Consider the following 21748-nt stretch of genomic DNA (forward strand, 5'->3'; position numbering starts at 1 on the left):
CCCGAATGAGTCATTCGCGACGTTCGAACCCGCGCTACTCCGCGCTACCGCGTCTCGTCGGCCCGCCGCACGGTCACCGACGGCTCGTTCCCCGTGCCGGACAACGGCGTCGAGCCGAACCAGTCGAGGCACACCACCATCGCGTCGTCCTCGGCCTGGCTGCCGTGCCGGCGGGTCGACAGCTCCCGCAGCACCGCGCCCGGCACGTGCGCCGCCGGCAGTTCCGCCGTCGTCGTCACCGCCTCGGCGAGCTCCCGGTCCCCGTAGCGCTCGCCGTGCGGGCCGAGCGCGTTGTAGACGCCGTCGCTGACGAAGACGAACCGGTCGCCATCGGCCGCCTGGAAGTCTTCGAGCGTGTAGATCGTGCCGTCGAACGTGCCGAGCGGGAGCTGCTCGTCGAAGAGGATCCGCTCGGCCTTGCCGTCGCGCAGCCGCCAGAGCCGCGGCGAACCGGCGTCGACCACCGTCACCGCGCCGGTGCCCAGGTCGAACTCCAGCAGCAGCGCGGCCACGTGCTCGGCACCGCGGTAGTGCGCGTAGAGCGCCTGGTCGGCGAGTTCGGCCTGCGCGTCGAGCGGGATGCCGGCCCGTCGCGCGTTGCGCAACGCGTTCACCGCGAGGTTGGTCAGCAGCGCCGCTTCGCTGCCCTCCCCCATGCCGTTGATCAGCGTGACGGCGAGCTTCCGCGCGGACGCCGACCAGTCGAAGCAGTCGCCGTAGATGGCGTAGGCGGGTTCCAGCTGGCCGCCGAGCGCGAACTCGGCGCGGGTGCAGGCCCGCCCCGGCAGCAGCTGCCACTGCATTTCCGCGGCCAGCGTCAGCCGCGAAGACCGCCGTGCCTGGATGTAGAGGTCGGTGTCCCGGTCGGCGACGAACAGTTCGTGGGCCACCGCTTCGGCGAACCGCTGGAGCTCGGCCCACACCGGCGGCTCCGGTTCGCTCGGCAAGGTGACGGCCAGGACGCCGAGCCGGTCACCGCGGACGCTGACCGGCAGGTAGCCGGTGACGCGGTCGCCGTCGCGGGAAAACGTCGCCGCCTGCGCCAGAAACGCCGCCCCGGGGGTCGTGCCGTCGACCGGGATCGGCTCCGCCGTGTAGGGCTGCTCGCCCACCTGGCACAGCTCCGTCAGGGCGTAGTCGGCCATCAGCAACTCGACCGCTTCGGCGCCGAAGTGCTCGCCCAGCCCGGAGCGCAGGGCGCCGGGCAGGTCGTGCGGTGGTACGTCACGGAGGAGACGCTCCACCGCCAAGGATCTGTCCAACGCCTGCCTCCTGCTCACGGACCCGTGCCGGGATCGGTTCTGTCGAGTCTGCGCCGCTCCGGCGCGCCGGTCCACGGCGAGTCGCGTGAGCTGTGCTGCCGGTTCAGCATAGGGATGCCACAGTGGACGCCGTGGATCGATCCCGCGAGCAGGCCGCCCCGGACGGCCCGGCTGCCGTGTCGGACCTCGCTCGCCTCCTCGAGTCGGTGGTCGAGGGAGAGCGGGAGGTTTCGCCGCGCCCGCTGTCGGTCTCGCAGCTGCGCGCGGTCGTCGCGCTGGATCGCCACGACGGCGTCAACCTGCGGCAGCTGGCCGAGCAGCTGGGCTCGACGCCGCCGCTGGTCAGCAGGCTCTGCGACCGGCTGGAAGCGGTCGGGTTCCTCGAACGCCTGCCCAGCGCGCGCAGCCGGCGGGAGCTGACGCTGCGGCTGTCCGACCGCGGGCGCGCCTACCTGCAGGACCTCCGCTCCCGGCGCCGGGACCGCGTCGAGACGCTGCTGGCGAAGATGAGCCCGGCAGGCCGGCTCGCACTGGCCGCCGGGCTGCAGGAGTACCGGGCACTGACCGAGGCGGCCGGCGACCTCCCGAATTTGCATTCCTGATACAACTGTTGTTGTATGACAATCACTCGATCGGCGTACAACAGCGCGCGCCCCGAACACCGGAGGAGGACTCGGGTGCTGGGCACGGACGACAGCCAGGTCCGCTCGGTCCTGGCGCGCATGCCGGCGGAAGACCGGGCCGTGAGCCGCGAGCGGGACAGCGCCCGCCCGGGCGCGGTGGCCGGGTGAACGTGAACGAAGGCCTCCGCGGCGTCATCGTCGCGCGCGTGCTCATGCTCGGCCGGCGCCGTCCCGCCGAGGCCACCGAAGAAGCGCCTCGTGCTTCCTGACGAACGGGTCGCCCCGTCCGGCGAGCACCCGGTCCGGGTGGAGGAGGACCTCCTCGCCGCCCGGCACGCGGTGCGGGCGGCCGCCGTCGCGGCCGGGTTCACGATCGTCGACCAGACGAAGATCGTGACCGCGGCCAGCGAGCTGGTCCGCAACGCCTACATCCACGGCGGGGGCGGCACCATGACCGTCGAGACCGTGCGGGACCGGACGGGGCGGCTCGGGATCCGGCTCCAGGTTCGCGACGAGGGGCCCGGGATCGCCGACGTCGACCAGGCGATGACCGACGGCTTCAGCACCGGCGCGGGACTCGGGCACGGCCTCGGCGGCACCCGGCGGCTGATGGACGACTTCGACCTCGACACCACGCCCGGCCGCGGCACCACCGTCACGGTCGTGCGGTGGAAGCCATGACCGCGACCGTCGCCGGCCTGACGCGCCGGATCCGCGTCGACCACCCCAGCGCCGGGTACGCCGCCGCCCGCGTCGCCCGCGAGATCGCGCGCGAAGCCGGGCTCGCGGACGAGCCGGCCGACCGCGCCGCGATGGTGGCGGCCGAGCTCGCGGGCAACATCGACAAGCACACCCGCGGCGGCTCGGTGTTCGTGCAGCAATCTCTCATGGGCCTCGGCGTCGACGTGCTGGCCGCCGACGACGGGCCCGGCATGGCCGACCTCGACCGCTGGCTGCTCGACGGCAACACGACGACGGCCACCCTGGGCACCGGCCTCGGCGCAGTGCGGCGGATGGCGGCCGAGTTCCGGATCACCTCCTCGCCCGCGGCCGGCACGCTCGCCGCCGCCCGCCTGCTCGACCCCGCCGAACCGGCACCCCGCCGGTCGATCGGGCACTTCCGGCTGCCCCGCGACGGCGAGGAGTACTGCGGTGACGCCGTCGCGCTGGCCGACGTCACGGGCAGCCGGACCGCCGTGGTCGCCGACGGGCTCGGCCACGGGTCCGACGCCGCCGAAGCCGCGGACGCCGCGCTGCGCGTGTTCACCGAAAACCCGGATCGCCCGCTGCCCCACCAGCTCACGAACATGCACCGCGCGCTGCGCACGACCCGCGGCGCGGCGGTGGCGCTCGTGCGGATCGCGCCGCGGCGGCTCGAGTTCTGCGGCGTCGGCAACGTCAGCGGCGCCAGCATCGGCGCCGGCCCGTCCCGGCTGCTGCTCAGTACCCCGGGCATCGTCGGGTTCACGCTGCCGTCGGCCCCGGTCCGGCACCTGACGCTGGCCGACGACGACGTCGTCGTCCTGCACACCGACGGCGTCGGCACCGGCTGGCGCGTCCCCGGCCGGGCCCCGGATCTGCTGCTGCTCGCCGCGGACCTCGCCCACCGGCACCGGAACGCCCGCGACGACGCGGCGATGCTCGCCCTGAGCGCGGACCGGTCCACCTGATGCGGCCCGACCTGGCCCGGATCCGGCGACGGCTCCGCACGGCCTGCGCCGAAGCCGGCGTGCCCGCCGACGACCGCGGGCGGCTGGTCCTCGCCGTCACGCTGCTCGCCGAACCCGCCCTCACCGCGGGCGAAACCGTGGACGTGGCGACGGCGGCCTCGGAGCCGCGGCTCGCCGTCACCGTGCGGCTGGACCACGCCGTCGCCCAGGGCAGCCGCGACGCCTTGCCGTTGCTGCCCGAGCGCGGCGACGGCCCGACGCTGACCTGGCACCTCACCGGCGGCAGGCCCGCGGCCCCGGCCGACCTCGGCCCCGACCTCGGCCCCGACCTCGACGACGACCGGGCGACGCGCGAAGAGATGCTGGCGCTGGTCGCCCGCGTCGACTCCCTCGCCCACGAACAACGCGACCTCAAGCACGAGCTCGCGGAAACCAACAGCGGCGTGCTGGCGATGTACGTCGAGCTGGAGCAGCGGGACGAGCAGCTCCGCCGCGCGCACGCGGCGATCTTCCGCGAACTGGAGGACGCGCTGCGCCCGCGGCCGCCGGTGGTGCCGGGCCTGGAGCTGGCCGTCCACTATTCGCCGACCGACCAGGACTCCCCCACCGGCGGCGACTTGTACGACTGGTTCGTCCTGCCCGGCGGCCAGGTCCACGTGACGCTGGTCGACGCGGTCGGCCACGGGGTGACCTCGACCCGGCATGCCCTGACGGTGACGCACGCGATCCGCACGCTCGCCCTGGAGGGTCATCCGTTCCGCGACCTGATCGCCCACGCGTCCCACACCCTGGCGACGATCGAGCCGGATCTGATGGCCACGGTCCTGCTGGCCCGGCTGGACCCGGCCACCGGCCGCACCCGCTTCGCGAACGGCGGCCATCCGGAGCCGGTGCTGGTCACCGCGGCCGAGCCGGCCCGCCTGTTGCCCGCGCCGGTGCCGGGCCGCGGGGTCGGCTTCCCCGATCCGGGCAGCCGCGGGCTGGCCGAGGTGGTCCTGGCCGCGGGGGACACGGTGCTGCTCTACACGGACGGCCTGGTGGAGAGCCGCAAGGACATCGACGAAGGCCAGGCCCGGCTGCTGGCACTGGCGGACGCCGACCGCAGGCGGCCGGTGGCGGGCCTGCCGCGCGAGCTGGTCACCCGGATGCACGACGTGGTGCTGCACGCCGACGACACGGTGGTCCTGGCGCTGCGCCGGACGTTTGCGCGGTAACCGGCACCGTGGCCGCCCACCCCGGGATGCCGGCTTCCTACTGAGGCCCGTTGGTCAGCGAGAGGTTGAACGTGTAGCGGGACGCCCGGTACACGTGCCAGCCGTACTCGACCACCCGCCCCGTGTCGTCGTAGGTCGTGCGCTGCATCGTGAGCAACGCCGCTCCCGGCTCCTCCCGGAGCAGTTCCGCGTCCTCTTCGGTCGCGAGCCGGGCGCCGATGTTCTGCTCGGCCGCGTGCAGCCGCACCCCGGCCGACCGCAGGAGCTGGTAGAGCCCGCGCTCGCGCAGCTCGTCGTCGCCGGGGTCGATGACGCCGTCGGGCAGGTAGTTGTTCATCAGGGCGAGCGGCTCGCCGTCGGTGGAGCGAAGCCGCTTCAGCCGCCGGACGCGCGTCAGCCCGGGTGCCTCCAGCAGCTCGGCCACGTCGGCGCCGGCCTCTTCGACCCGGTTGACCAGTACCGCCGACTCCGGCTTGCCGCCCAGCCCGGCGAGGTCGTCGAACAGGCTGCTCAGCCGCAGCGGCCGGGCGACCTTCGTGCGGACGACCTGCGTGCCGACGCCGCGCCGGCGCACGAGCAGGCCCTGGTTGACCAGCGTCTGGATCGCCTGGCGGAGCGTCGGGCGCGACAGGCGCAGGCGCGCGGCGAGGTCGACCTCGTTGTCCAGCCGCGCCCCCGCCGGCAGCCTGCCGTCCTCGATCGCGGCGTGCAGCTGCCGGGACACCTGGAAGTACAGCGGCTCGGGGCTGCCCGGATCCAGGACGATCTCGCGCCCCGCGTCCCAGGCCGGGAAGGCCGCGTCCAGCTTGCTCATCCGCGAAGCGTACCGCCTTCGCGCCACCTGTTGGGATGACGTGTTGTCCATATGTCTTGACAAAGATCCAGCCTGCTGGAATCGTCGCCGGCAGGGCACGAAGGACGCGCCTCGAAGACCGGGAGCTGGGAGCGGACCTGTGACCGACGTGCTGCGGCGCATCGTCGCCAAACGCGTGCACGAGCCGGGAGCGATCGCCGAGGCGGCCGCGAACCGCATCCGGGCCGAGTCGCCGTTCAACGACAAGGGCCGCACGATGATCATCGCGGCGGACCACCCCGCCCGCGGCGCGAACGCGGTGGGCGGCAACCCGTCGGCGATGGCCGACCGCGGCGAGCTGCTGGAGCGGCTGTGCCTGGCCCTGGAACGCCCGGGCGTCACCGGCGTCCTGGCGACCGCGGACATCATCGACGACCTGCTGCTGCTCGGCGTGCTCGACGGCAAGACGGTGCTCGGGTCGATGAACCGCACCGGGCTGGCCGGGTCGAGCTTCGAGATCGACGACCGGTTCGCCTGCTACGACGCGGAAGCGATCGAGCGGATGGGCTTCGACGGCGGCAAGACCCTGACCCGGATCTGCCTGGAGGACCCGGCCACGCCCAGCGTCCTGGAGAACACCGCGAAGGCGGTCAACGAGCTGGCCGACCGCAAGCTCATCGCGCTGGTCGAGCCGTTCCTGTCGAGATGGGTCGACGGGCGCCTGCAGAACGATCTCTCCCCCGACGCCGTCATCAAGTCGATCACGATCGCCGCCGGCCTCGGCCGCTCGTCGGCCTACACCTGGCTCAAGCTCCCCGTGGTGGACGACATGGAGCGTGTGCTGGCGTCCTCGACGCTGCCCGCCGTCCTGCTCGGCGGCGAGGTCAAGGACCCGGACGCGGCCTTCGCCGCCTGGCAGCGGGCCCTGACCCAGCCGACCGTGCAGGGCCTGGTGGTCGGCCGGTCGCTGCTCTACCCCCGCGACGGCGACGTCGCCAAGGCCGTCGACACCGCGGTGGGCCTGCTGTGAACCCGCACCCCCGCACCGGCGCCACTACCCGGAGGAACACCGTGAACACCATCGAACACTGGATCGACGGCACCGCCACGCCGGCGGGCTCGACCCGCACGGCGCCGGTCTACGACCCGGCCACCGGACGGCAGCAGGCCCAGGTGCTGCTGGCCGAACCGTCCGATGTGGACACCGCGGTCGCGGCGGCGGGCAAGGCCTTCGAGTCGTGGGGCAACTCGTCGCTGTCCCAGCGCACCAAGGTGATGTTCGCCTTCCGCGAGCTGCTCGTGCGGCACGAGGACGAGCTCGCCCGGATCATCTCCGCCGAGCACGGCAAGGTGGTCGAGGACGCCCGCGGCGAGATCGTCCGCGGCCGCGAGGTCGTCGAGTACGCGTGCGGCATCGCCGACGCGCTCAAGGGCAGCTTCTCCGACCAGGTCTCCCGCGACGTCGACGTGCACGACTTCCGCCAGCCGCTGGGCGTGGTCGCCGGGATCACGCCGTTCAACTTCCCGATCATGGTGCCGCTGTGGATGCACCCGATCGCCATCGCCGCCGGCAACACGTTCGTCCTCAAGCCCAGCGAGCGCGACCCTTCGGCCTCGAACTTCGTCGCGCGGCTGTACGCCGAAGCCGGGCTGCCCGACGGCGTCTTCAACGTCGTGCACGGCGACAAGACCGCCGTCGACGCCCTCCTCGACCACCCGGACATCGCGGCGGTGTCCTTCGTCGGATCCACACCCATCGCCCGGTACGTCCACGAACGCGGGACGGCGGCCGGCAAGCGCGTCCAGGCCCTCGGCGGCGCGAAGAACCACGCGGTCGTCCTGCCCGACGCCGACCTCGAATTCGCCGCCGACCACCTCACCGCCGCCGCGTTCGGCTCGGCCGGCCAGCGGTGCATGGCCATCTCCGTCGGCGTCGCCGTCGGCGCGGCCGGCGACAAGCTGGTGGAGATCCTGGAACGCAAGGCCCGCGAAGTGCGGGTCGGCCCCGGCACCGACCCGGCCAGCGACATGGGACCGGTCGTCACCGAGGCCGCCCGCGAACGCGTGGAGCACTCCGTCGCCCGCGGCGCGGAACAAGGCGCGAAGGTCGTCGTCGACGGGCGCGGCCTGAAGGTCGAAGGCCACGAGGAAGGCTTCTTCGTCGGCCCGTCCCTGCTGGACGGCGTCACGCCGGAGATGGACGCCTACCGCGACGAGATCTTCGGCCCGGTGCTGGCGATCGTCCGCGCCCGGACGCTCGACGAGGCGATCGCCGTCATCAACGCCAACCCGTACGGCAACGGCACCGCCGTCTTCACCGGCAGCGGCGAGGCGGCGCGCAAGTTCCAGCGCGAGGTGAAGGTCGGCATGATCGGCGTCAACGTGCCGATCCCGGTCCCGATGTCGTACTACTCCTTCGGCGGCTGGAAGGACTCCCTCATCGGCGACAGCCCGATCCACGGCCCCGCGGGCGTCCGGTTCTACACCCGCGCCAAGGTCGTCACCACCCGCTGGCCGCACACCGAGGCCGCGTTCACCTTCCCGACGTCCAGCTGAGCCCACCACCCACAACCGGAACACTCTTCTCCGTTTTCCGGTACCGTGGCGGCAGCCAGCCGAAGGAGGCCGCCGTGGGATACCGAGGCCCGCTCCCGAAGAACGCCGTCGACCGCGTCAACACCTGTGTCGGCGCGCTCCGGACCTCAGCGCGCTGGGGGCCGCTGGTCCGGCGTCACCTCACACAGATCACCTATACGGGCCGGCGGTCGGGCCGCACCTTCAGCACGCCGGTCGGCTATCAGCGGGCGGGCGACGTCGTCACCATCGGCGTGCGGATGCCCGACGCGAAGTCGTGGTGGCGCAACTTCACCGGCGACGGCGCCCCGCTCACCCTCGACCTCGGCGGCACCGGCCACACCGGGCACGCGGTCGCGCGCCGCGACGCGAAGGGCCGGGTCACCGTGACCGTCCACCTCGGCGGCGAAGCCTAGCCGGGCTGCGCGGCCATCCCGTGCCAGAGCAGGTCCGCGAGTTCCGCCGCGTCGCGCTGCCAGTCGCCGCTCGGGTCGAGCCACAGCAGGCCGCCCAGGCCGCGCATGACCAGGAGCGGCGTCAGGCCCGGCCGGACCGTTCCGGCCGCCACGTTGGCTTCGAGCATCGCCGACACCGCGCCGAGCATGTCCTCGAAGGCGTCGCCCGGCAGCTCGCCCCGGGCCGCCGTCGCGGTGCGCAGCGCGTCGGCCAGTCCCTTCTTCGTCATCATGTAGTGGGCGACGTGGTCGGTCACCCACACCCGGAGCGCTTCGTCCGGGGCGTGCTTGTCCAGCAGCACCGGCACGATCTCCACGATGTGCAGGACTTCCCGCCGGTAGACCGCCAGGATCAGCGCCTCCGAGGTCGGGAAGTGCCGGTAGACCGTGCCGACGCCGACCTCGGCCTGCCGGGCGATCGCGTTGAACGAGACCTCGCCCGTGTCGGCCAGCGAAGCCGCCGCGGCGGCGAGGATGCGCTCGTGGTTGCGCCGGGTGTCCGCTCGGCGCGGGCTGACCGATCCGGTCGTCATCGTTCCTCCCGGTGGTCGTGCCGTCCCGCTGAATCTAGCCGAGCCCTGGAGCTGCTCCAGGGCGCCAGGCTCGTTGCCAAGCGGATTGTAATCCGCTAGCCTCGCGACCGAGTGAAGCGGATGAGTATCCGCTCCCCCTGCCACCGCCCACCACACCGTCGGGCAACCCGCCCGGCTCCGCGGAAAGAGACCAGTGGACATCTCACTCCAAGTCAACGGCACCACCGAACACCTGGACGTCGATCCCGGCGTCACACTCCTCGACGCGCTGCGCGAGCGCCTCGCCGTCACCGGCCCGAAGAAGGGCTGCGACCGCGGGCAGTGCGGCGCCTGCACCGTGCACGTCGGCGGCAAGCCCGTGCTGTCGTGCCTCACCCTGGCCGCCACCGTCAAGCAGCCGGTGACGACGGTCGAGGGACTGTCCACAGAGGACGGGCTGCACCCGGTGCAGCAGGCGTTCGTCGACCAGGACGCTCTGCAGTGCGGGTTCTGCACCGCCGGGCAGATCATGTCGGCGGTCACCGCCGTCGAGCAGGACGTCGAAGACGTGCGGGAGTTCATGTCCGGCAACCTCTGCCGGTGCGCGGCCTACCCGAACATCGTCAAGGCGGTCGAGCAGGCGAGGCGGGCCGATGCGTCCCTTTGAGCTGACCGCACCCACCACCGTCGAAGCGGCGGTCGCCACACCCGGCACGTACCTCGCGGGCGGGACCACCCTGGTCGACCTCATGAAGCTCGACGTCCTGACGCCGGACCACGTCCTGGACATCAACGACGTGCCGTTGCGCGGCATCGACACCTCCGACGGGCTGCGCTTCGGCGCGCTCGAGCGGATGGGCGCCATCGCCGCGCACCCGGGCGTCTACCCGGCGATCTCGCGCGCCCTGCTGCTGAGCGCCTCCCAGCAGCTGCGGAACATGGCCAGCATCGGCGGGAACCTGCTGCAGCGCACGCGCTGCTCGTACTTCCGCGACGTCGCCATGCCGTGCAACAAGCGCGTTCCCGGCAGCGGCTGTTCCGCGATCACCGGCGCGAACCGGATGCACGCGATCCTCGGCACCAGCGAGTCGTGCGTGGCGACGCACGCCAGCGACGTCGCCGTCGCCCTGGTCGCCCTCGACGCCCGCCTGCGGCTGGCGGACGCCTCCGGCACTCGCGACGTCGCGCTCGGCGACTTCTACCAGCTGCCCGAGGACACCCCGGCCGTGGAGAACGACCTGCGTCCCGGCGAGCTGATCACCGAGGTGCTCGTGCCGCGGCTGGACTGGGCCGCGAACTCCACCTACGTCAAGGTGCGCGACCGGCAGTCCTACGAGTTCGCGCTGTGCTCCGCCGCGGTCGCGCTGGACGTCCGGGACGGGATCGTCGCCGACGCCCGGGTCGCGGCCGGCGGCGTCGGGACGGTGCCGTGGCGCCTGCCGGCCGTCGAAGCGGCCCTGCGCGGCGCCCCGGCGACCGAGGCGGCCTTCGTGGCCGCCGCGGCGACGGCCACCGACGGCGCGCAACCGTTGTCGGAAAACGGGTTCAAGGTGCCGCTGCTGCAGCGGACCATCGTCCGCGCCCTGCTCGAACTGACCGACGGGAGCTCCCGATGATCACCCGGCTGGACGCGCCGCTGAAGGTCACCGGCGACGCCAAGTACGGCGCCGACCACACCTTCCCCGGCATGGTCTACGGCTACGTCCTGCTCAGCACGATCGCCCACGGCGAGATCGAGGCCGTGGACGTCACCGCGGCGAAGAGCGCACCCGGCGTGCTCGAGGTCTACACGCCGTTCGACCCGCTGACGCTGCAGACGCCGAGCATGCCGCCGTTCGGCGAGACGTGGGTTCCGTTGCAGAACACGGAAGTCGCCTACTACGGCCAGCCGATCGGCTTCGTCGTCGCGGAGACGTTCGAGCAGGCCCGGGACGCCGCGACCCTCGTCGAAGTCACCTACCGGGAGCGGCCCGCCCGGACCTCGCTCGTCGAGGGCCTCGACACGGCCGAACCCGCGGCACCGACCTTCGGCGGCGCTCCCCCCGAAATCGAGGTGCTCGAAGAGGGCGTCGAATCGATCGAAGCCGCCTTGGCCGCGAGCCCGGTGGTCGTCGAGGCGACCTACACGACCGCGACGCAGAACCACGCCGCGATGGAGCCGCACTCCGCGGTGGCGGTGTGGGACGACGGCGAGCTGACCGTCTACAGCGGGAATCAGGCGTCCGACATGCAGGCGGCCGAACTGGCCGTCGCGCTCGACCTGGCGCCGGGAGCCGTCCACGCGGTCAACCCGTTCGTAGGCGGCGCGTTCGGCGGCAAGGGGCGGACGTCCACGCCGGCGTTCCTGGCCGCGGCGGCGGCCCGCAGCCTCGACCGGCCGGTGAAGGCCGCGCTCACCCGCGAACAGGTCTTCACCGCCACCGCCGGCCGGGCCGCGACGGTCCAGAAGCTCGCGATCGGCGCCGAGCCGGACGGCACCCTGGTCGCCCTGCGCCACGACTCGTGGTGCCACACCGACACCGCCCGGTCGTTCGTCGAGCCGACGTCGCACGGCACCTCGCGCGAGTGGTACGCCACGAAGAACCTCTCGATCAGCCAGAAGATCGTGCCGCTGAACGTCCCGCCGACCACGTTCATGCGGGCCCCCGGCGAGGCACCCGGCTCGTTCGCGCTGGAGAGCGCGATCGACGAGCTCGCCGTGAAGCTGGGCATGGACCCGATCGAGCTGCGCGTCCGCAACAACTCGACCGCCCCGCCCGGCCACGACCTGCAGTGGTCGAGCAAGCACCTCGACGAGTGCTTCCGCATCGGCGCGGACCGCTTCGGCTGGGCGCACCGCCCGGCGGGCGCGCGCACCGACGGCGACTGGCTGGTCGGCATGGGCGTCGCCACCGCGGTGTTCCCCGCCCTGCGGTTCCCGGCCACCGTCGGCATCACGCTGCGGGCGGACGACACCGCCGACGTCGCGACGAGCGGCGCGGACCCCGGCACCGGCCTGCTGACCGTGCTCTCCCTGGTGGGCGCCGAATCGCTGGACATCCCGGCGGACCGGATCACCCCGCGCCTCGGCGACTCGGCCCTCCCGCCGGGTGGCATGTCCGGCGGCTCGACGGCGACGGCGAGCGCGGGCACGGCGATCATGCTCGCCGCCACCAAGGCGATCGACGAACTGACCGCGCTCGCCGCCGACCCCGGCGCGCCGTTCGCCGGGCGCCAGGTCACCTACGCCGACGGCCGCGTCTTCGCCGACGGCGACTCGATGACCTTCGGCGAGCTGCTGCGGGCCGTGGGACGCGAATCGCTCGAGGTGACCGGCACCTCGGCGCCCGGCGAGGAGATGACCAAGCACTCCTTCGCCTCGTGGGGCGCCCAGTTCTGCGAGGTCCGGGTGCACAAGTGGACGCGCGAGGCGCGCGTGTCCCGGATGCTCGGGGTGTTCGACGCCGGCCGGATCATCAACGACAAGGCGGCCCGCAGCCAGATCATGGGCGGCATGATCTGGGGTGTCTCGGCCGCGCTGCACGAGGGCCTGGAGATCGAGGCGAACGGCCGGCTCGCCAACGGCGACTTCGCGAGCTACCTGCTCCCGGTCAACGCCGACATCCCGGAGGTCGGCGTCCACTTCGTCGAGTACCCGGACACCCTGCACAACGCGGTGGGCGCGCGGGGCCTCGGCGAAATCGGCACGGTCGGCATGGCGGCGGCGGTGGCCAACGCCGTGTACAACGCCACCGGCATCCGGGTCCGGCACATCCCGATCACCATCGAGGACCTCCTCGAAGGCTGACGGTGTGGGCAGGGCGTTCCCGGACGCCCTGCCCGCACCGCACCAGGAATTCACGATGTCGTCGCGCGCTTGGCCAATCCGGGCCGGACGCCGTTATCCATCCGCGACAACCTCGGAGACGGAACGCCCATGACGGCGGGCCGTCCGCGGTCCTAGGCTGACGGGCGCTTCCCCCGACAGTCCACGAAGGGACCCCCGCATGACCGACCCCGTCGTCCCCACCACATCCGGCGCGGTCCGCGGTCAGGTCACCCCCGCCGGCGTGGTGCTCTTCCGCGGCATCCCCTACGCCGCCGCGCCCGACGGCGAGCTGCGCTTCGCCGAACCCGTCCCGGCACCGCCGTGGGAGGACGCCCGCGACACGCGGAGACCGGGGCCGACGGCGCCGCAACGCCGTCACGACGTGCCCGGCCTCGACCTGACCCCGCTCACCGGCACCGGCTGGCGCCCGGGGCCGGAGTACCTGACGGTGGACGTCTGGACGCCGCAGCCGGGCGCCGCTTCCCTGCCGGTGCTGGTGTTCGTGCACGGCGGCGCCTTCATCGGCGGCGCCGCGTCCGCCGCGGTCCACGACGGCACGGCGTTCGCCGGCGCCGGCGCGGTGCTGGTCACCGTGCAGTACCGGCTCGGCATCGACGGGTTCCTGCCCCTGGACGGCGGCGCGACCAACCTCGGCCTCCGCGACCAGCTCGCCGCCCTGCACTGGGTGCAGGAGAACATCACCGCGTTCGGCGGCGACCCGGCCAACGTCACCCTCTTCGGCGCGGCGTCGGGCGCCGTCAGCGTCGCCTGCCTGCTCGGCTCGCCGCTGTCGGCGGGCCTCTTCCACCGCGCGATCGTCCAAAGCGGACACCCGGACATGGTCCGCGGCGGCGTCGAGGCCCGGCGGCTGGCCAAGGTGGTCGCCGACGAGCTGAAGGCGGAACCGACGGCGGAGGCGTTCCGCAAGGTGTCGACCGAGCAGCTGCTCGACGCCCAGGACGCGGTCCTCCGCCCGGGCGGCGCCCCCGACCTGCGCGACGCGCTGGGCTACGACCGCGGCTACGGCCTCAGCCCGTTCCTCCCGATGGTGGGCGACGACGTCCTCCCGCAGCACCCCGCCAAGGCGATCAAGGCCGGAGCAGGCCGCGACGTCGACCTGATCGTGGGCAGCTGCAGCGAAGAGATGCGGCTCTACCTGGTCCCGACGGGCGCGCTGGAGGCGGTGACGGACGACCAGGCGGTAGCCTCCCTCGCGGTATCCCACCCGGACCCGGCGGGCGTGCTGTACGCCTACGGCCTCGGATCGGGCCGCACGGCGGGCGAGATCCTGGTCGAGGCGCTCACGGACCTGGTCTTCCGCGACGGCGTCCGGGATCTGGCCGAGAACCACACCGGCCGGACGTTCAGGTACGAGTTCGAGTGGGGCTCGCCCCTGCTCGAAGGCAGGCTGGGTGCGTGCCACGGGCTCGAGCTGCCGTTCGTGTTCGGAGCGCTGGACAAGCTCTCGGGGCCGCGGGGCCTGCTCGGCGAGAACCCGCCGCACGAGCTGGCGGCCGAGCTGAACGGCGCCTGGCACCGCTTCGCGACGACGGGATCACCGGGCTGGGCGGAGTACACGGGCGAGGACACGATGTTCCACGCGTACTGACGGCGCGCCGCGGGTCGGCGGGGCTCGCCTGCTCGCCCCGCCGACCACACCCGCAACGCAACTATCCGCCCTCAGCGTCCGCAGCAGCCGCGACCTCATCCCCGCCCCGCACCCCAACCGGTGCCACCCGCCCGCGCCGCCGCCACCTCCGTCCCCTTGCGCGACCGGCAGATCACGAAGCGATTGAGGGCTTTGCTCCAGCGGGCTGGCTCCGGGCCGGGACGGTTGACTATTCCCCTGCCCCGCTGCCAGGCTCAGGCCGCCCGGACGGCCGGATGAACGGGGACACCGATGCCCGAGGCGGGCTCTGCCGCACCGCCACGCGCCTTCGTCCGCACACTGCTGCGCAGCGGCACACCCGCGGAACCTGCCGAACCCGTTCCCGACAGCAGCGACCTGACCGCCGTCGGGGACGCGACGCTCGCCCGCGCCTCGCGCTACTGGGTTGCCGTGCCGCTGGCCTACCGGGCCGCCGCGTTCGTCAAGGTGTTCATCGGGTTCACCGCCGCGAACGGCGTGCTGGGGCTCGGGCCGGTGCTCGGCGCCACTGCCTTCGCCGTCGCGGCCAACGTCGCCGCGGTCGTCTGGGTGCTGCGCTCGGGCGGCCTGCGGGCGCGGCTCACCGTGCGCGCCCTGGGTCTGGACCTGTCCCTCGGCGTGGCCCTCAACCTGGTGGTCGCGATGACGGCCCCGGCCGAGATCCAGCCGTTCGCCGTCGACGTGTCCTGGACCTGGCTCGTCGGCTCGGTCGCCATGTGGGCGGGCACGTGCGGGGTGCCCGCCGCGCTGTGGCTGTTCGCCGCGGCCATTCCGTTCCGGGCCCTGCTGACCCTGGCCGGCGGGCTGCCGCTCGGCAACCAGCTCGCCCTGACGCGGTCGATCGGCTGCGCGGTGGCGCTCGCGGTGGCGATCGTGCTCGCCGTGGCGATCCTCATCCTGCTCGGCGTCGGCACGCGCTTCGCGGTGGACATCGGGCTGCGACGCGGGCGCGAGGCCGAGCGCCGCCGGACGCGGCGCATCATGCACGACAGCGTGCTGCAGACTCTCGAGGCACTGGCCATTTCGGCACCGGGCGACGAGGCCCACGCCGTCACGCGGCTGTCGGAGCTGCGCTCGGTCGCCAAGGCGGAGGCGGCCGAGCTGCGCCGCCAGATCACCGAGCCCGTGCCGACCGGGTCGACGCGCGGGTTCGCGGTCGAACTCGCCGACGTCGCCACCGAGCTCGCGCGCGACGGCCTGCGCACGCAGCTCGTCGCCGCGGACTTCGCCGACGATCACAAGGTGTCGCAGGACCGGCGCACCGCGTTGTGCGAAGCGGTCCGGGAGGCGTTGCGCAACACGGTGAAGCACTCGGGGACGAAGCAGGTCGTGCTGCGGGTGGAGAAACGTGACGGCGGGATCGCGGTGGTGGCCCGCGACCAGGGTCTCGGCTTCGACGTCCAGGACCGGCCCCCGGGCTTCGGCATCAGCCAGTCCATCGTGGCCCGGCTGGCCGAGGTCGGCGGCCACGGCACGGTGGACTCGCAGCCGGGCCGCGGCACCCGCGTCACCATGTGGGTGCCGGGCTAGGCCGCACGGCGGGCGACGCGCTCGGCGGCGAGGCTCGCGCGGCAGGCCCCGGTCAGCCGGGCGGTGGCGGCGCTGCCGCCGTGACCGCAGCGCGGGCAGGACATCGCCACGGCCAGGGACAGCTCGTCGACCGCGACGGCCAGCTCGGTCCGGCAGCCGCGGCACCAGCGGTGCCGGGTGACCGGGCTGACGTGCGCCGGCGAGGCGACGCACTGGTGGATCCACCGGCCGTGCACGTGGCAGGTCAGCCGGTCGTCGGGCGCCAGCAGGCCCATGTCCTCGGCGTCGTCCTCGGTGGCGAGCAGGACCGGCAGGCTCCGGACCCGGTTCGGGGTGCTGGTCGTGGCGGTCATCGTGCCCTCCTTATCGTTACCCGGACGTCGAACCGGCGCGCCCCGATTCGACATCCCGCCGCCTACTGGCTGGATCCCGGCGGTTCCTGGCGATTCAGCCACTCGCCCCGGCTCGCGAAGATCGCTAGCTTCGGTGCGTGTCGAAAATCCTGCTCTCGATCCACGTCCTGGCGGCGATCCTCGCCGTGGGCCCGGTCGCGGTCGCGGCCAGCATGTTCCCCGCTGCCGTCCGCCGCGACGACGTCAAGGCGGCGACCCTGCTGCACCGGATCTGCCGCGTCTACGCCTACGCGGCCATCGCGGTCCCGGTGTTCGGCTTCGGCGTCGCGGGCACGATGCACGTCATGGGCGACCCGTGGCTGCTCGTGTCGATCGCCCTGACGGCGGCCGCGGCCGCGGTGCTCGCGCTGCTGATCCTGCCGCGCCAGAAGCGGCTGCTGGCCGCGGAGTCCACATCGGACACCCTCGGCCGGCTGGCCATGCTGACCGGCGTGTTCAACCTGCTGTGGGCGGTGGTGACGGTGCTGATGATCGTCCGGCCCGGGTCGTCGACCGGTGCCTAGACCACAACCGCGAGCGGCACGCGCACCGCCACGAAGTCCGGCCGGTACCGCAGGGCGAACCCCAGGGAGAGATAGAGGCGGATCGCCGAGGTGTTCCCCGCGGCCGCGTGCATCATCGGGATCTCGCCCCGCTCGCGGATGCCCGCCGCCACCGCCAGCACCAGCCGCGTCGCGAGGCCCTGCCCGCGGTACGCCGGATCGGTGCAGACCGCGCTGATCTCCGTGTAGCCCGGCGGGTGCAGCCGCTCGCCGGCCATCGCGACGAGCGCGCCGCCGCGCCGGATGCCGAGGTAGGTGCCGAGCTCGACGGTCCGCTTGCGGAACGGCCCCGGCCGCGTCCGCTCGACGAGGTCCAGCATCTCCGGCACGTCCGCGGGGCCGAGCCGCACGGCTTCCGGCTCGGGCGCGGCCGCGACGCCCTCGTCGACCAGCTGCACGCCGGGGATCTCGTCGAGCACCTCCCAGCCGGCCGGCGGGCGCGCGGCGGCCGCGGCGAGCACGACGGTCGCGCCCGGCCCGGCGAGCTCGGTGACGTCCAGCCAGTCCTGCTCGCCGGGGTCTCCGGGCAGCGCCAGGAACGGCGCGACGTCCTCCGGATAGCGCACCACGCGCCCCTGCCGTTCCGCGAAGTGGGCGTGCGGGCCGGTCAGGGACGCCCAGGCCGGGTTGTCGAGCGGAGAAGCCATGGCTCCAGCATGCGGACTCGGGGCGAGTGGCCGCCGCCACTCCCACATCCTGGGTAGGGTGCCCACGTGGGTTCCCAGGTCCCGGTGTGGATTCCGATCGTCGTCGCCCTTCTCGGCCTCGCCGGGGTGATCCTGACCCAGGTCCTTTCGGGGCGGCGGGAGGCCCGTCGGATGGCCGAGGAGGCCGCTCGCGAGGAGCGGCGGTGGCAGCGCGAACGCGAGGCCCGGACCCACGAGACCCGCGCCGCCGCCTACGCCGAGCTGATGGGCTCCCTCGAAGCGTTCGACGGCGTGCTGTTCCAGGCCCGCGCGATCCGCGAATCGGACGGTGACCTCGACGAGCACCACCTCGCCGAACTGCGGGAGGTGCGCAGCGAGGCCCAGCACGCGCTCGGGCCCGTCGTGCTGCACGCCCCGGAGGCGGTCCGCCGGCTGATCAGCGACGCCACGCTGCCCCGGATGCGCCTTGCCGCCATGCTGCTGGACCCGGAAGACACCTGCACCAGGATGCGGCCCGCCTGGGAGGCCGGCCAGCGCGGCTACCGCGTCATGCGCGCACGGATGCGGGCCGACCTCGGGTTCGACGCGGAGCCGGTGGACGAGTTGTACGGCGCTCAGCCGACCGTGCTCAGCTCCTCGTCCGAGAGCACCTCGGCCCCGGCCGACACGACCAGCCGGCCGCCGTCCACCCGGTAGCGGTAGTCACCGTTCACCGCGACGAAGCCACTGCCCTCGGCCTGGGCCGGCAGCATGATGTGGGTGTCGCCGGAGGCCGCCTGCCCGCGGGCCTGGCCGTCGTAGAAGATCCGGCCGTCGGGGATCCGGCAGATCGTGACGAGGGACTTCTCGGTCTGCCCCACGAGCAGCGCCGTCCCGGTGCCGCCGGGCAAGTAGCGGGACGCGTCCGCCGGGCACGGCTTGTCCGCGGGCGTCGACGTGGTCGTGGCCGGCGTGGCGGGCGGGGTGACGCCGTTGGCGGTCGTGATCACGGTCTTGGTGGTCGGCAGCACCGGCGTCGTGTACTCCGGGAACGGCCCCGACCCGGACGACGAGGGCTGCGAGTGCCCGGTGAACAACAGGACTCCGCCCACCGCGGCGCCGGCGACCACCATCAGGGTCAGCAGTACCCACAGCGCCCGCGCGCGAGCCCGGCCCGGCGCCAGGCCCGCGCAGGTGCCGCACCGCCGGGCAACGGGGTCGTTGACCGCGCCGCACTGCGCACACGTCCAGGGAAAACCCGCCATCGGGCCTCCTTCGGCCCGGCGCCACACCACGCCGGCTCCTCCATCGTCACCGACGACGGCACCGGCTGCAACGGCTCGCGGCTAGCCTTGCACGACGTTGACCATCCAGGGGATGCCGAACTTGTCGAAGCAGGCGCCGAATTCGTCGCCCCACATCTGCTTTTCGAACGGAACCGTCACGGTGCCGCCGTCGCTCAGCTTGTCCCAGTAGGCGCGAAGGTCGTCGGCGTCGTCTCCGCTGAGGCTCACCGAGATGTTCGTTCCCGGGTTGTATTCCATCCCGGCCGGGGTGTCGGACGCCATCAGCGTGAAGCCGTTTTCGGCCTCCAGCTGCGCGTGCATGACCTTGTCCGCATCCGCTCCTTCGGGTGAACCGAATTCCCCGAACGTGTTCAGGGTCAGTGTGCCGCCGAAGACACCCTTGTAGAACTCCATGGCCTGCCGCGCGTCGTCGCGGAAGCTCAGGTACGGGTTCAGACGAGAAGCCACGGCCATCTCCTTCGATCGGACGAGAGCAGCATCCTCGCAGAACGCCCGGGCCGCGCCAATCGGCGATTTTTCAGCGCCGCGGCCCTTCAGCGGCAGGTCTTTCCCCTGCCGGTCAGAGCACGAACCGCCGCTGCGCGACGGGCTCCAGCGGCAGCGCGCCGTGCAACGCCGCGCGAGCGCGCAGCTCCAGGGCCCGGTCCAGCGGCCGGGCGCCCGGCGCCGCGGTGTGGAACGTCCCGCGGTCGAACAGGTAGACCAGGGCGAGCTTCCCTTCGCGGCGCCCGGCAGGCTCGCCGAACTCGACGGTCGCGAACCGCAGGGAGCCGCCGTACCCCGCCCTGGCCAGCCGGTCCGCGACGTCCACCAGGTCGCCGGTCAGCACCCGCAGGTCGCGGTTGCGCCGCCAGCACCGGACCGTCGAACGGCCGTGGAGGTCCTGCGTCACCAGCGGGTGCACCGGCAGCCGCGCCGACGTCGCGGCGATCAGCTCCGCCGCGGTGCGGGCCAGCGCGTCCCCGGTGACCTTGAAGTCGACCGTGCCGCCGCCGGTGGGCGCGAGGCCGAGCGCGGCGCGCATCCGCGGGGCGGCCGCGGCGAGGGTGTAGAGGGACTGCAGGTGCGGGCGGGAGGTCCAGCACCGGACCAGCTTGCTGTCCAGCAGGGTCACGACGAACGTTCCTATCCTCATTTCGGAGGCCGCCGGACCGGGCGCACTGGCAATGTCCACTGTGGACGTCAGGCGCGGGGACGCGGGACCGGAAAGGACAGCATGCGCCTGCGCCGCCCATTCCGGACGGAACTCCCGCCGCGGCGCGGCGAACGGCACCGGCCCGCCGCCGAACGGTCACTCCGGGTAGGTTCCGCCGATCAGCGGTATTCCTCTCGCCTCACGCGATGGTGATCACGACCTTGCCGAAGTTCTCCCGGCCCTCGAAGCGCCGGAAGGCCGCCTCGGCGTCATCGAACGAGTGAACGCTGTCGACGACCGGCTCGATGGGCCACACCTGCAGCCACCGGAGCAGGTCCTCGGTGTCCTCGCGGCTGCCGACCCAGATCTTCCGCACGGTCGCGCCGCTGCGGAACAGATCCATGAAATCGACCGCGGGCCCGCTCCGGCCGACGAACCCGACGAGCGCGATCTCGGCGTGGTGCGTCCCGGCCGCGACCAGCGACTGCGCGAACGTGCCGGGTCCACCCACCTCGACGATCCGGTCCGCACCCCGCCCGCCGGTGGCGTCGAGCACTGCCTTGCCCCATTCCGGCGTCGCGACGTAGTCGATCACCGTGTCCGCACCGAGTCCGGCCAGCTTCGCCGCCTTGTCCGCGCTCGAGGTCGTCGCGAGGACCCGTGCCCCGCGCGCCTTCGCCAGCTGCACGGCGAACAGGGAGACACCGCCGGTGCCGAGGGTCAGCACGACATCGCCCGGGCGCACACCGTCGAGCGACGTCCACGCCGTGACGGCGGCACACGGCAAGGTCGCGCCCTGCTCGAAGCTCAGCGAGTCCGGCAGCGCGACGAGCGCGTGCTCCGGGACGGCGCGGTATTCGGCCAGCCAGCCGTCCCGGCCGTTGCCGTACCCCACCACGGTGTCCGGCATCCGGCCGGCGATCCAGTCCGAGTGGAAGGCGTTGATCACCCGGTCTCCCCCGGCGAAGCGCGTGACGCCCTCGCCGACCGCCGCGACCTCGCCCGCGGCGTCCGAGACCGGGATCAGCGCCCCGGGCCCGGTGGCGAAGTGATCGCCGTTCAGGATGAGCAGGTCCCGGTAGTTCAGCGACACGGCCCGCACCCGGACGAGCACTTCGCCGCGCCGCGGCTCGGGCATCGGCTCTTCGCACTGGACCAGGCGGCCGGACCGGGGACGGTAGACGCGCACCACGACTCCTCATGTTAATCAAATGACTAACATCGACCATGGCACAGCGGCCCACGCGCAGGCAACCGGGGATACTCGGGACATGGCCAGCCGCACCGCGACCCCCCTGGAACACCCGGACCTCGAGGACGTTTCCTTCACTGCGGCCCTCGAAGCCCTGCGCGACCCGCACCGGCTGGCCATGATCGCCGCCCTCGCCGGGGAACCCGGCCAGTCGTGCGGCGCGATCATGCCGCCGGTGAGCAAGCCCGCCGCGTCCCGGCACTTCAAGATCCTCCGCGCCGCCGGGCTGCTCCGGCAGTGGGACAGCGGCACCCAGCGACTGAACGCGCTGCGCCGCGACGAGTTCGACGCCCGCTTCCCCGGCTTGCTCGACCTGGCCCTCACCGAAGCCGCACGCCCCTGATTTCTCCATTTCCTCGCCAACCAGACATTTAGCATTGCTAA

The 21748-nt window shown here is 73.1% G+C and carries 24 protein-coding genes; 15 read left to right on the forward strand and 9 right to left on the reverse strand.

The features are described 5' to 3' along the window. Nucleotides 1–44 precede the first annotated feature (44 nt). Complete coding sequence (locus ACLJQF_RS17170; RefSeq protein ID WP_410609803.1) at nt 45–1262, reverse strand: PP2C family protein-serine/threonine phosphatase; 1218 nt, start codon at nt 1260–1262, stop codon at nt 45–47. Nucleotides 1263–1438: 176 nt separating this feature from the next. Here ACLJQF_RS17170 and ACLJQF_RS17175 point away from each other — a divergent pair, with 176 nt between their 5' ends. From ACLJQF_RS17175 to ACLJQF_RS17190, 4 genes are all read left to right on the forward strand, one after another. After that, on the forward strand, nt 1439–1864 hold the full coding sequence (locus ACLJQF_RS17175) for a MarR family transcriptional regulator (RefSeq protein ID WP_410610332.1): 426 nt from the start codon (nt 1439–1441) through the stop codon (nt 1862–1864). Between the two features lie 279 nt (nt 1865–2143). Then, entirely contained in the window at nt 2144–2566 is a 423-nt protein-coding gene (locus ACLJQF_RS17180) for an ATP-binding protein (RefSeq protein WP_410609804.1), read from the forward strand. Next, nucleotides 2563–3555, forward strand: a complete 993-nt coding sequence (locus tag ACLJQF_RS17185) for an ATP-binding protein (protein WP_410609805.1) — start codon at nt 2563–2565, stop codon at nt 3553–3555. Before ACLJQF_RS17180 ends, ACLJQF_RS17185 begins: the two co-directional genes overlap by 4 nt. Next, on the forward strand, nt 3555–4769 hold the full coding sequence (locus tag ACLJQF_RS17190) for a PP2C family protein-serine/threonine phosphatase (protein ID WP_410609806.1): 1215 nt from the start codon (nt 3555–3557) through the stop codon (nt 4767–4769). Before ACLJQF_RS17185 ends, ACLJQF_RS17190 begins: the two co-directional genes overlap by 1 nt. A 37-nt stretch (nt 4770–4806) precedes the next feature. On the opposite strand, the gene ACLJQF_RS17195 is transcribed toward ACLJQF_RS17190, so the two are convergent. Continuing rightward, nucleotides 4807–5583 carry a GntR family transcriptional regulator gene (locus ACLJQF_RS17195; protein WP_410609807.1) on the reverse strand — a complete coding sequence of 259 codons (777 nt, stop codon included), beginning with the start codon at nt 5581–5583 and terminating at the stop codon, nt 4807–4809. 139 nt (nt 5584–5722) lie between these two features. Between ACLJQF_RS17195 and ACLJQF_RS17200 the strand changes: the two genes are divergently transcribed. The 3 genes from ACLJQF_RS17200 to ACLJQF_RS17210 all read left to right on the forward strand — a co-directional run bounded on the left by ACLJQF_RS17200 (nt 5723) and on the right by ACLJQF_RS17210 (nt 8552). Beyond that, nucleotides 5723–6592: an aldolase gene (locus tag ACLJQF_RS17200; RefSeq protein WP_410609809.1), complete on the forward strand. Its 870-nt coding sequence runs from the start codon at nt 5723–5725 to the stop codon at nt 6590–6592. Nucleotides 6593–6633: 41 nt separating this feature from the next. Further along, nucleotides 6634–8118, forward strand: coding sequence for a CoA-acylating methylmalonate-semialdehyde dehydrogenase (locus ACLJQF_RS17205; protein WP_410609811.1), 1485 nt, complete (start codon nt 6634–6636; stop codon nt 8116–8118). Nucleotides 8119–8192: 74 nt separating this feature from the next. Continuing rightward, complete coding sequence (locus ACLJQF_RS17210; RefSeq protein ID WP_410609813.1) at nt 8193–8552, forward strand: hypothetical protein; 360 nt, start codon at nt 8193–8195, stop codon at nt 8550–8552. Here the strand turns inward: ACLJQF_RS17210 and ACLJQF_RS17215 are convergent. Beyond that, a complete protein-coding gene (locus ACLJQF_RS17215) occupies nt 8549–9124 on the reverse strand; it encodes a TetR/AcrR family transcriptional regulator (protein WP_410609815.1) in 576 nt (191 codons plus the stop codon). The two genes, ACLJQF_RS17210 and ACLJQF_RS17215, sit on opposite strands and share 4 nt — an antisense overlap. 193 nt (nt 9125–9317) lie before the next feature. Here ACLJQF_RS17215 and ACLJQF_RS17220 point away from each other — a divergent pair, with 193 nt between their 5' ends. The 5 genes from ACLJQF_RS17220 to ACLJQF_RS17240 all read left to right on the forward strand — a co-directional run bounded on the left by ACLJQF_RS17220 (nt 9318) and on the right by ACLJQF_RS17240 (nt 16089). After that, on the forward strand, nt 9318–9770 hold the full coding sequence (locus tag ACLJQF_RS17220; protein WP_410609817.1) for a (2Fe-2S)-binding protein: 453 nt from the start codon (nt 9318–9320) through the stop codon (nt 9768–9770). Further along, nucleotides 9757–10719 (forward strand): FAD binding domain-containing protein, encoded by a 963-nt coding sequence (locus tag ACLJQF_RS17225; protein ID WP_410609819.1) that lies wholly within the window; start codon nt 9757–9759, stop codon nt 10717–10719. The genes ACLJQF_RS17220 and ACLJQF_RS17225 overlap by 14 nt, the downstream gene beginning before the upstream one ends. Further along, a complete protein-coding gene (locus ACLJQF_RS17230) occupies nt 10716–12890 on the forward strand; it encodes a xanthine dehydrogenase family protein molybdopterin-binding subunit (RefSeq protein ID WP_410609820.1) in 2175 nt (724 codons plus the stop codon). Before ACLJQF_RS17225 ends, ACLJQF_RS17230 begins: the two co-directional genes overlap by 4 nt. Nucleotides 12891–13089: 199 nt before the next feature. Further along, a complete protein-coding gene (locus tag ACLJQF_RS17235; RefSeq protein WP_410609821.1) occupies nt 13090–14520 on the forward strand; it encodes a carboxylesterase/lipase family protein in 1431 nt (476 codons plus the stop codon). Nucleotides 14521–14811: 291 nt separating this feature from the next. After that, a complete protein-coding gene (locus ACLJQF_RS17240; protein ID WP_410609822.1) occupies nt 14812–16089 on the forward strand; it encodes a sensor histidine kinase in 1278 nt (425 codons plus the stop codon). On the opposite strand, the gene ACLJQF_RS17245 is transcribed toward ACLJQF_RS17240, so the two are convergent. Beyond that, nucleotides 16086–16442: a hypothetical protein gene (locus ACLJQF_RS17245; RefSeq protein ID WP_410609824.1), complete on the reverse strand. Its 357-nt coding sequence runs from the start codon at nt 16440–16442 to the stop codon at nt 16086–16088. The genes ACLJQF_RS17240 and ACLJQF_RS17245 overlap by 4 nt on opposite strands. A gap of 137 nt (nt 16443–16579) precedes the next feature. On the opposite strand from ACLJQF_RS17245, the gene ACLJQF_RS17250 reads away from it, so the two are divergent. Beyond that, the gene (locus ACLJQF_RS17250) at nt 16580–17005 is read left to right on the forward strand and encodes a hypothetical protein (RefSeq protein ID WP_410609825.1); all 426 of its coding nucleotides are present in this window, start codon (nt 16580–16582) and stop codon (nt 17003–17005) included. Here the strand turns inward: ACLJQF_RS17250 and ACLJQF_RS17255 are convergent. Further along, nucleotides 17002–17691, reverse strand: a complete 690-nt coding sequence (locus ACLJQF_RS17255; RefSeq protein WP_410609826.1) for a GNAT family N-acetyltransferase — start codon at nt 17689–17691, stop codon at nt 17002–17004. The two genes, ACLJQF_RS17250 and ACLJQF_RS17255, sit on opposite strands and share 4 nt — an antisense overlap. Before the next feature lie 66 nt (nt 17692–17757). On the opposite strand from ACLJQF_RS17255, the gene ACLJQF_RS17260 reads away from it, so the two are divergent. Further along, nucleotides 17758–18387 carry a hypothetical protein gene (locus ACLJQF_RS17260; protein ID WP_410609827.1) on the forward strand — a complete coding sequence of 210 codons (630 nt, stop codon included), beginning with the start codon at nt 17758–17760 and terminating at the stop codon, nt 18385–18387. Here the strand turns inward: ACLJQF_RS17260 and ACLJQF_RS17265 are convergent. From ACLJQF_RS17265 to ACLJQF_RS17280, 4 genes are all read right to left on the reverse strand, one after another. Next, entirely contained in the window at nt 18306–18935 is a 630-nt protein-coding gene (locus tag ACLJQF_RS17265) for a hypothetical protein (RefSeq protein WP_410609829.1), read from the reverse strand. The two genes, ACLJQF_RS17260 and ACLJQF_RS17265, sit on opposite strands and share 82 nt — an antisense overlap. An 81-nt stretch (nt 18936–19016) precedes the next feature. After that, complete coding sequence (locus ACLJQF_RS17270; protein ID WP_410609831.1) at nt 19017–19424, reverse strand: VOC family protein; 408 nt, start codon at nt 19422–19424, stop codon at nt 19017–19019. A gap of 112 nt (nt 19425–19536) precedes the next feature. Then, complete coding sequence (gene pspAB, locus ACLJQF_RS17275) at nt 19537–20091, reverse strand: PspA-associated protein PspAB (protein WP_410609832.1); 555 nt, start codon at nt 20089–20091, stop codon at nt 19537–19539. A 220-nt stretch (nt 20092–20311) separates the two neighbouring features. Continuing rightward, a complete protein-coding gene (locus ACLJQF_RS17280) occupies nt 20312–21301 on the reverse strand; it encodes a zinc-dependent alcohol dehydrogenase family protein (protein WP_410609834.1) in 990 nt (329 codons plus the stop codon). A gap of 82 nt (nt 21302–21383) precedes the next feature. Between ACLJQF_RS17280 and ACLJQF_RS17285 the strand changes: the two genes are divergently transcribed. After that, a complete protein-coding gene (locus ACLJQF_RS17285; RefSeq protein ID WP_410609835.1) occupies nt 21384–21707 on the forward strand; it encodes an ArsR/SmtB family transcription factor in 324 nt (107 codons plus the stop codon). Nucleotides 21708–21748 lie beyond the last annotated feature (41 nt).

This window comes from Amycolatopsis sp. lyj-109 (assembly GCF_046548995.1).
In the GTDB taxonomy this organism is placed as follows: Bacteria; Actinomycetota; Actinomycetes; order Mycobacteriales; family Pseudonocardiaceae; genus Amycolatopsis.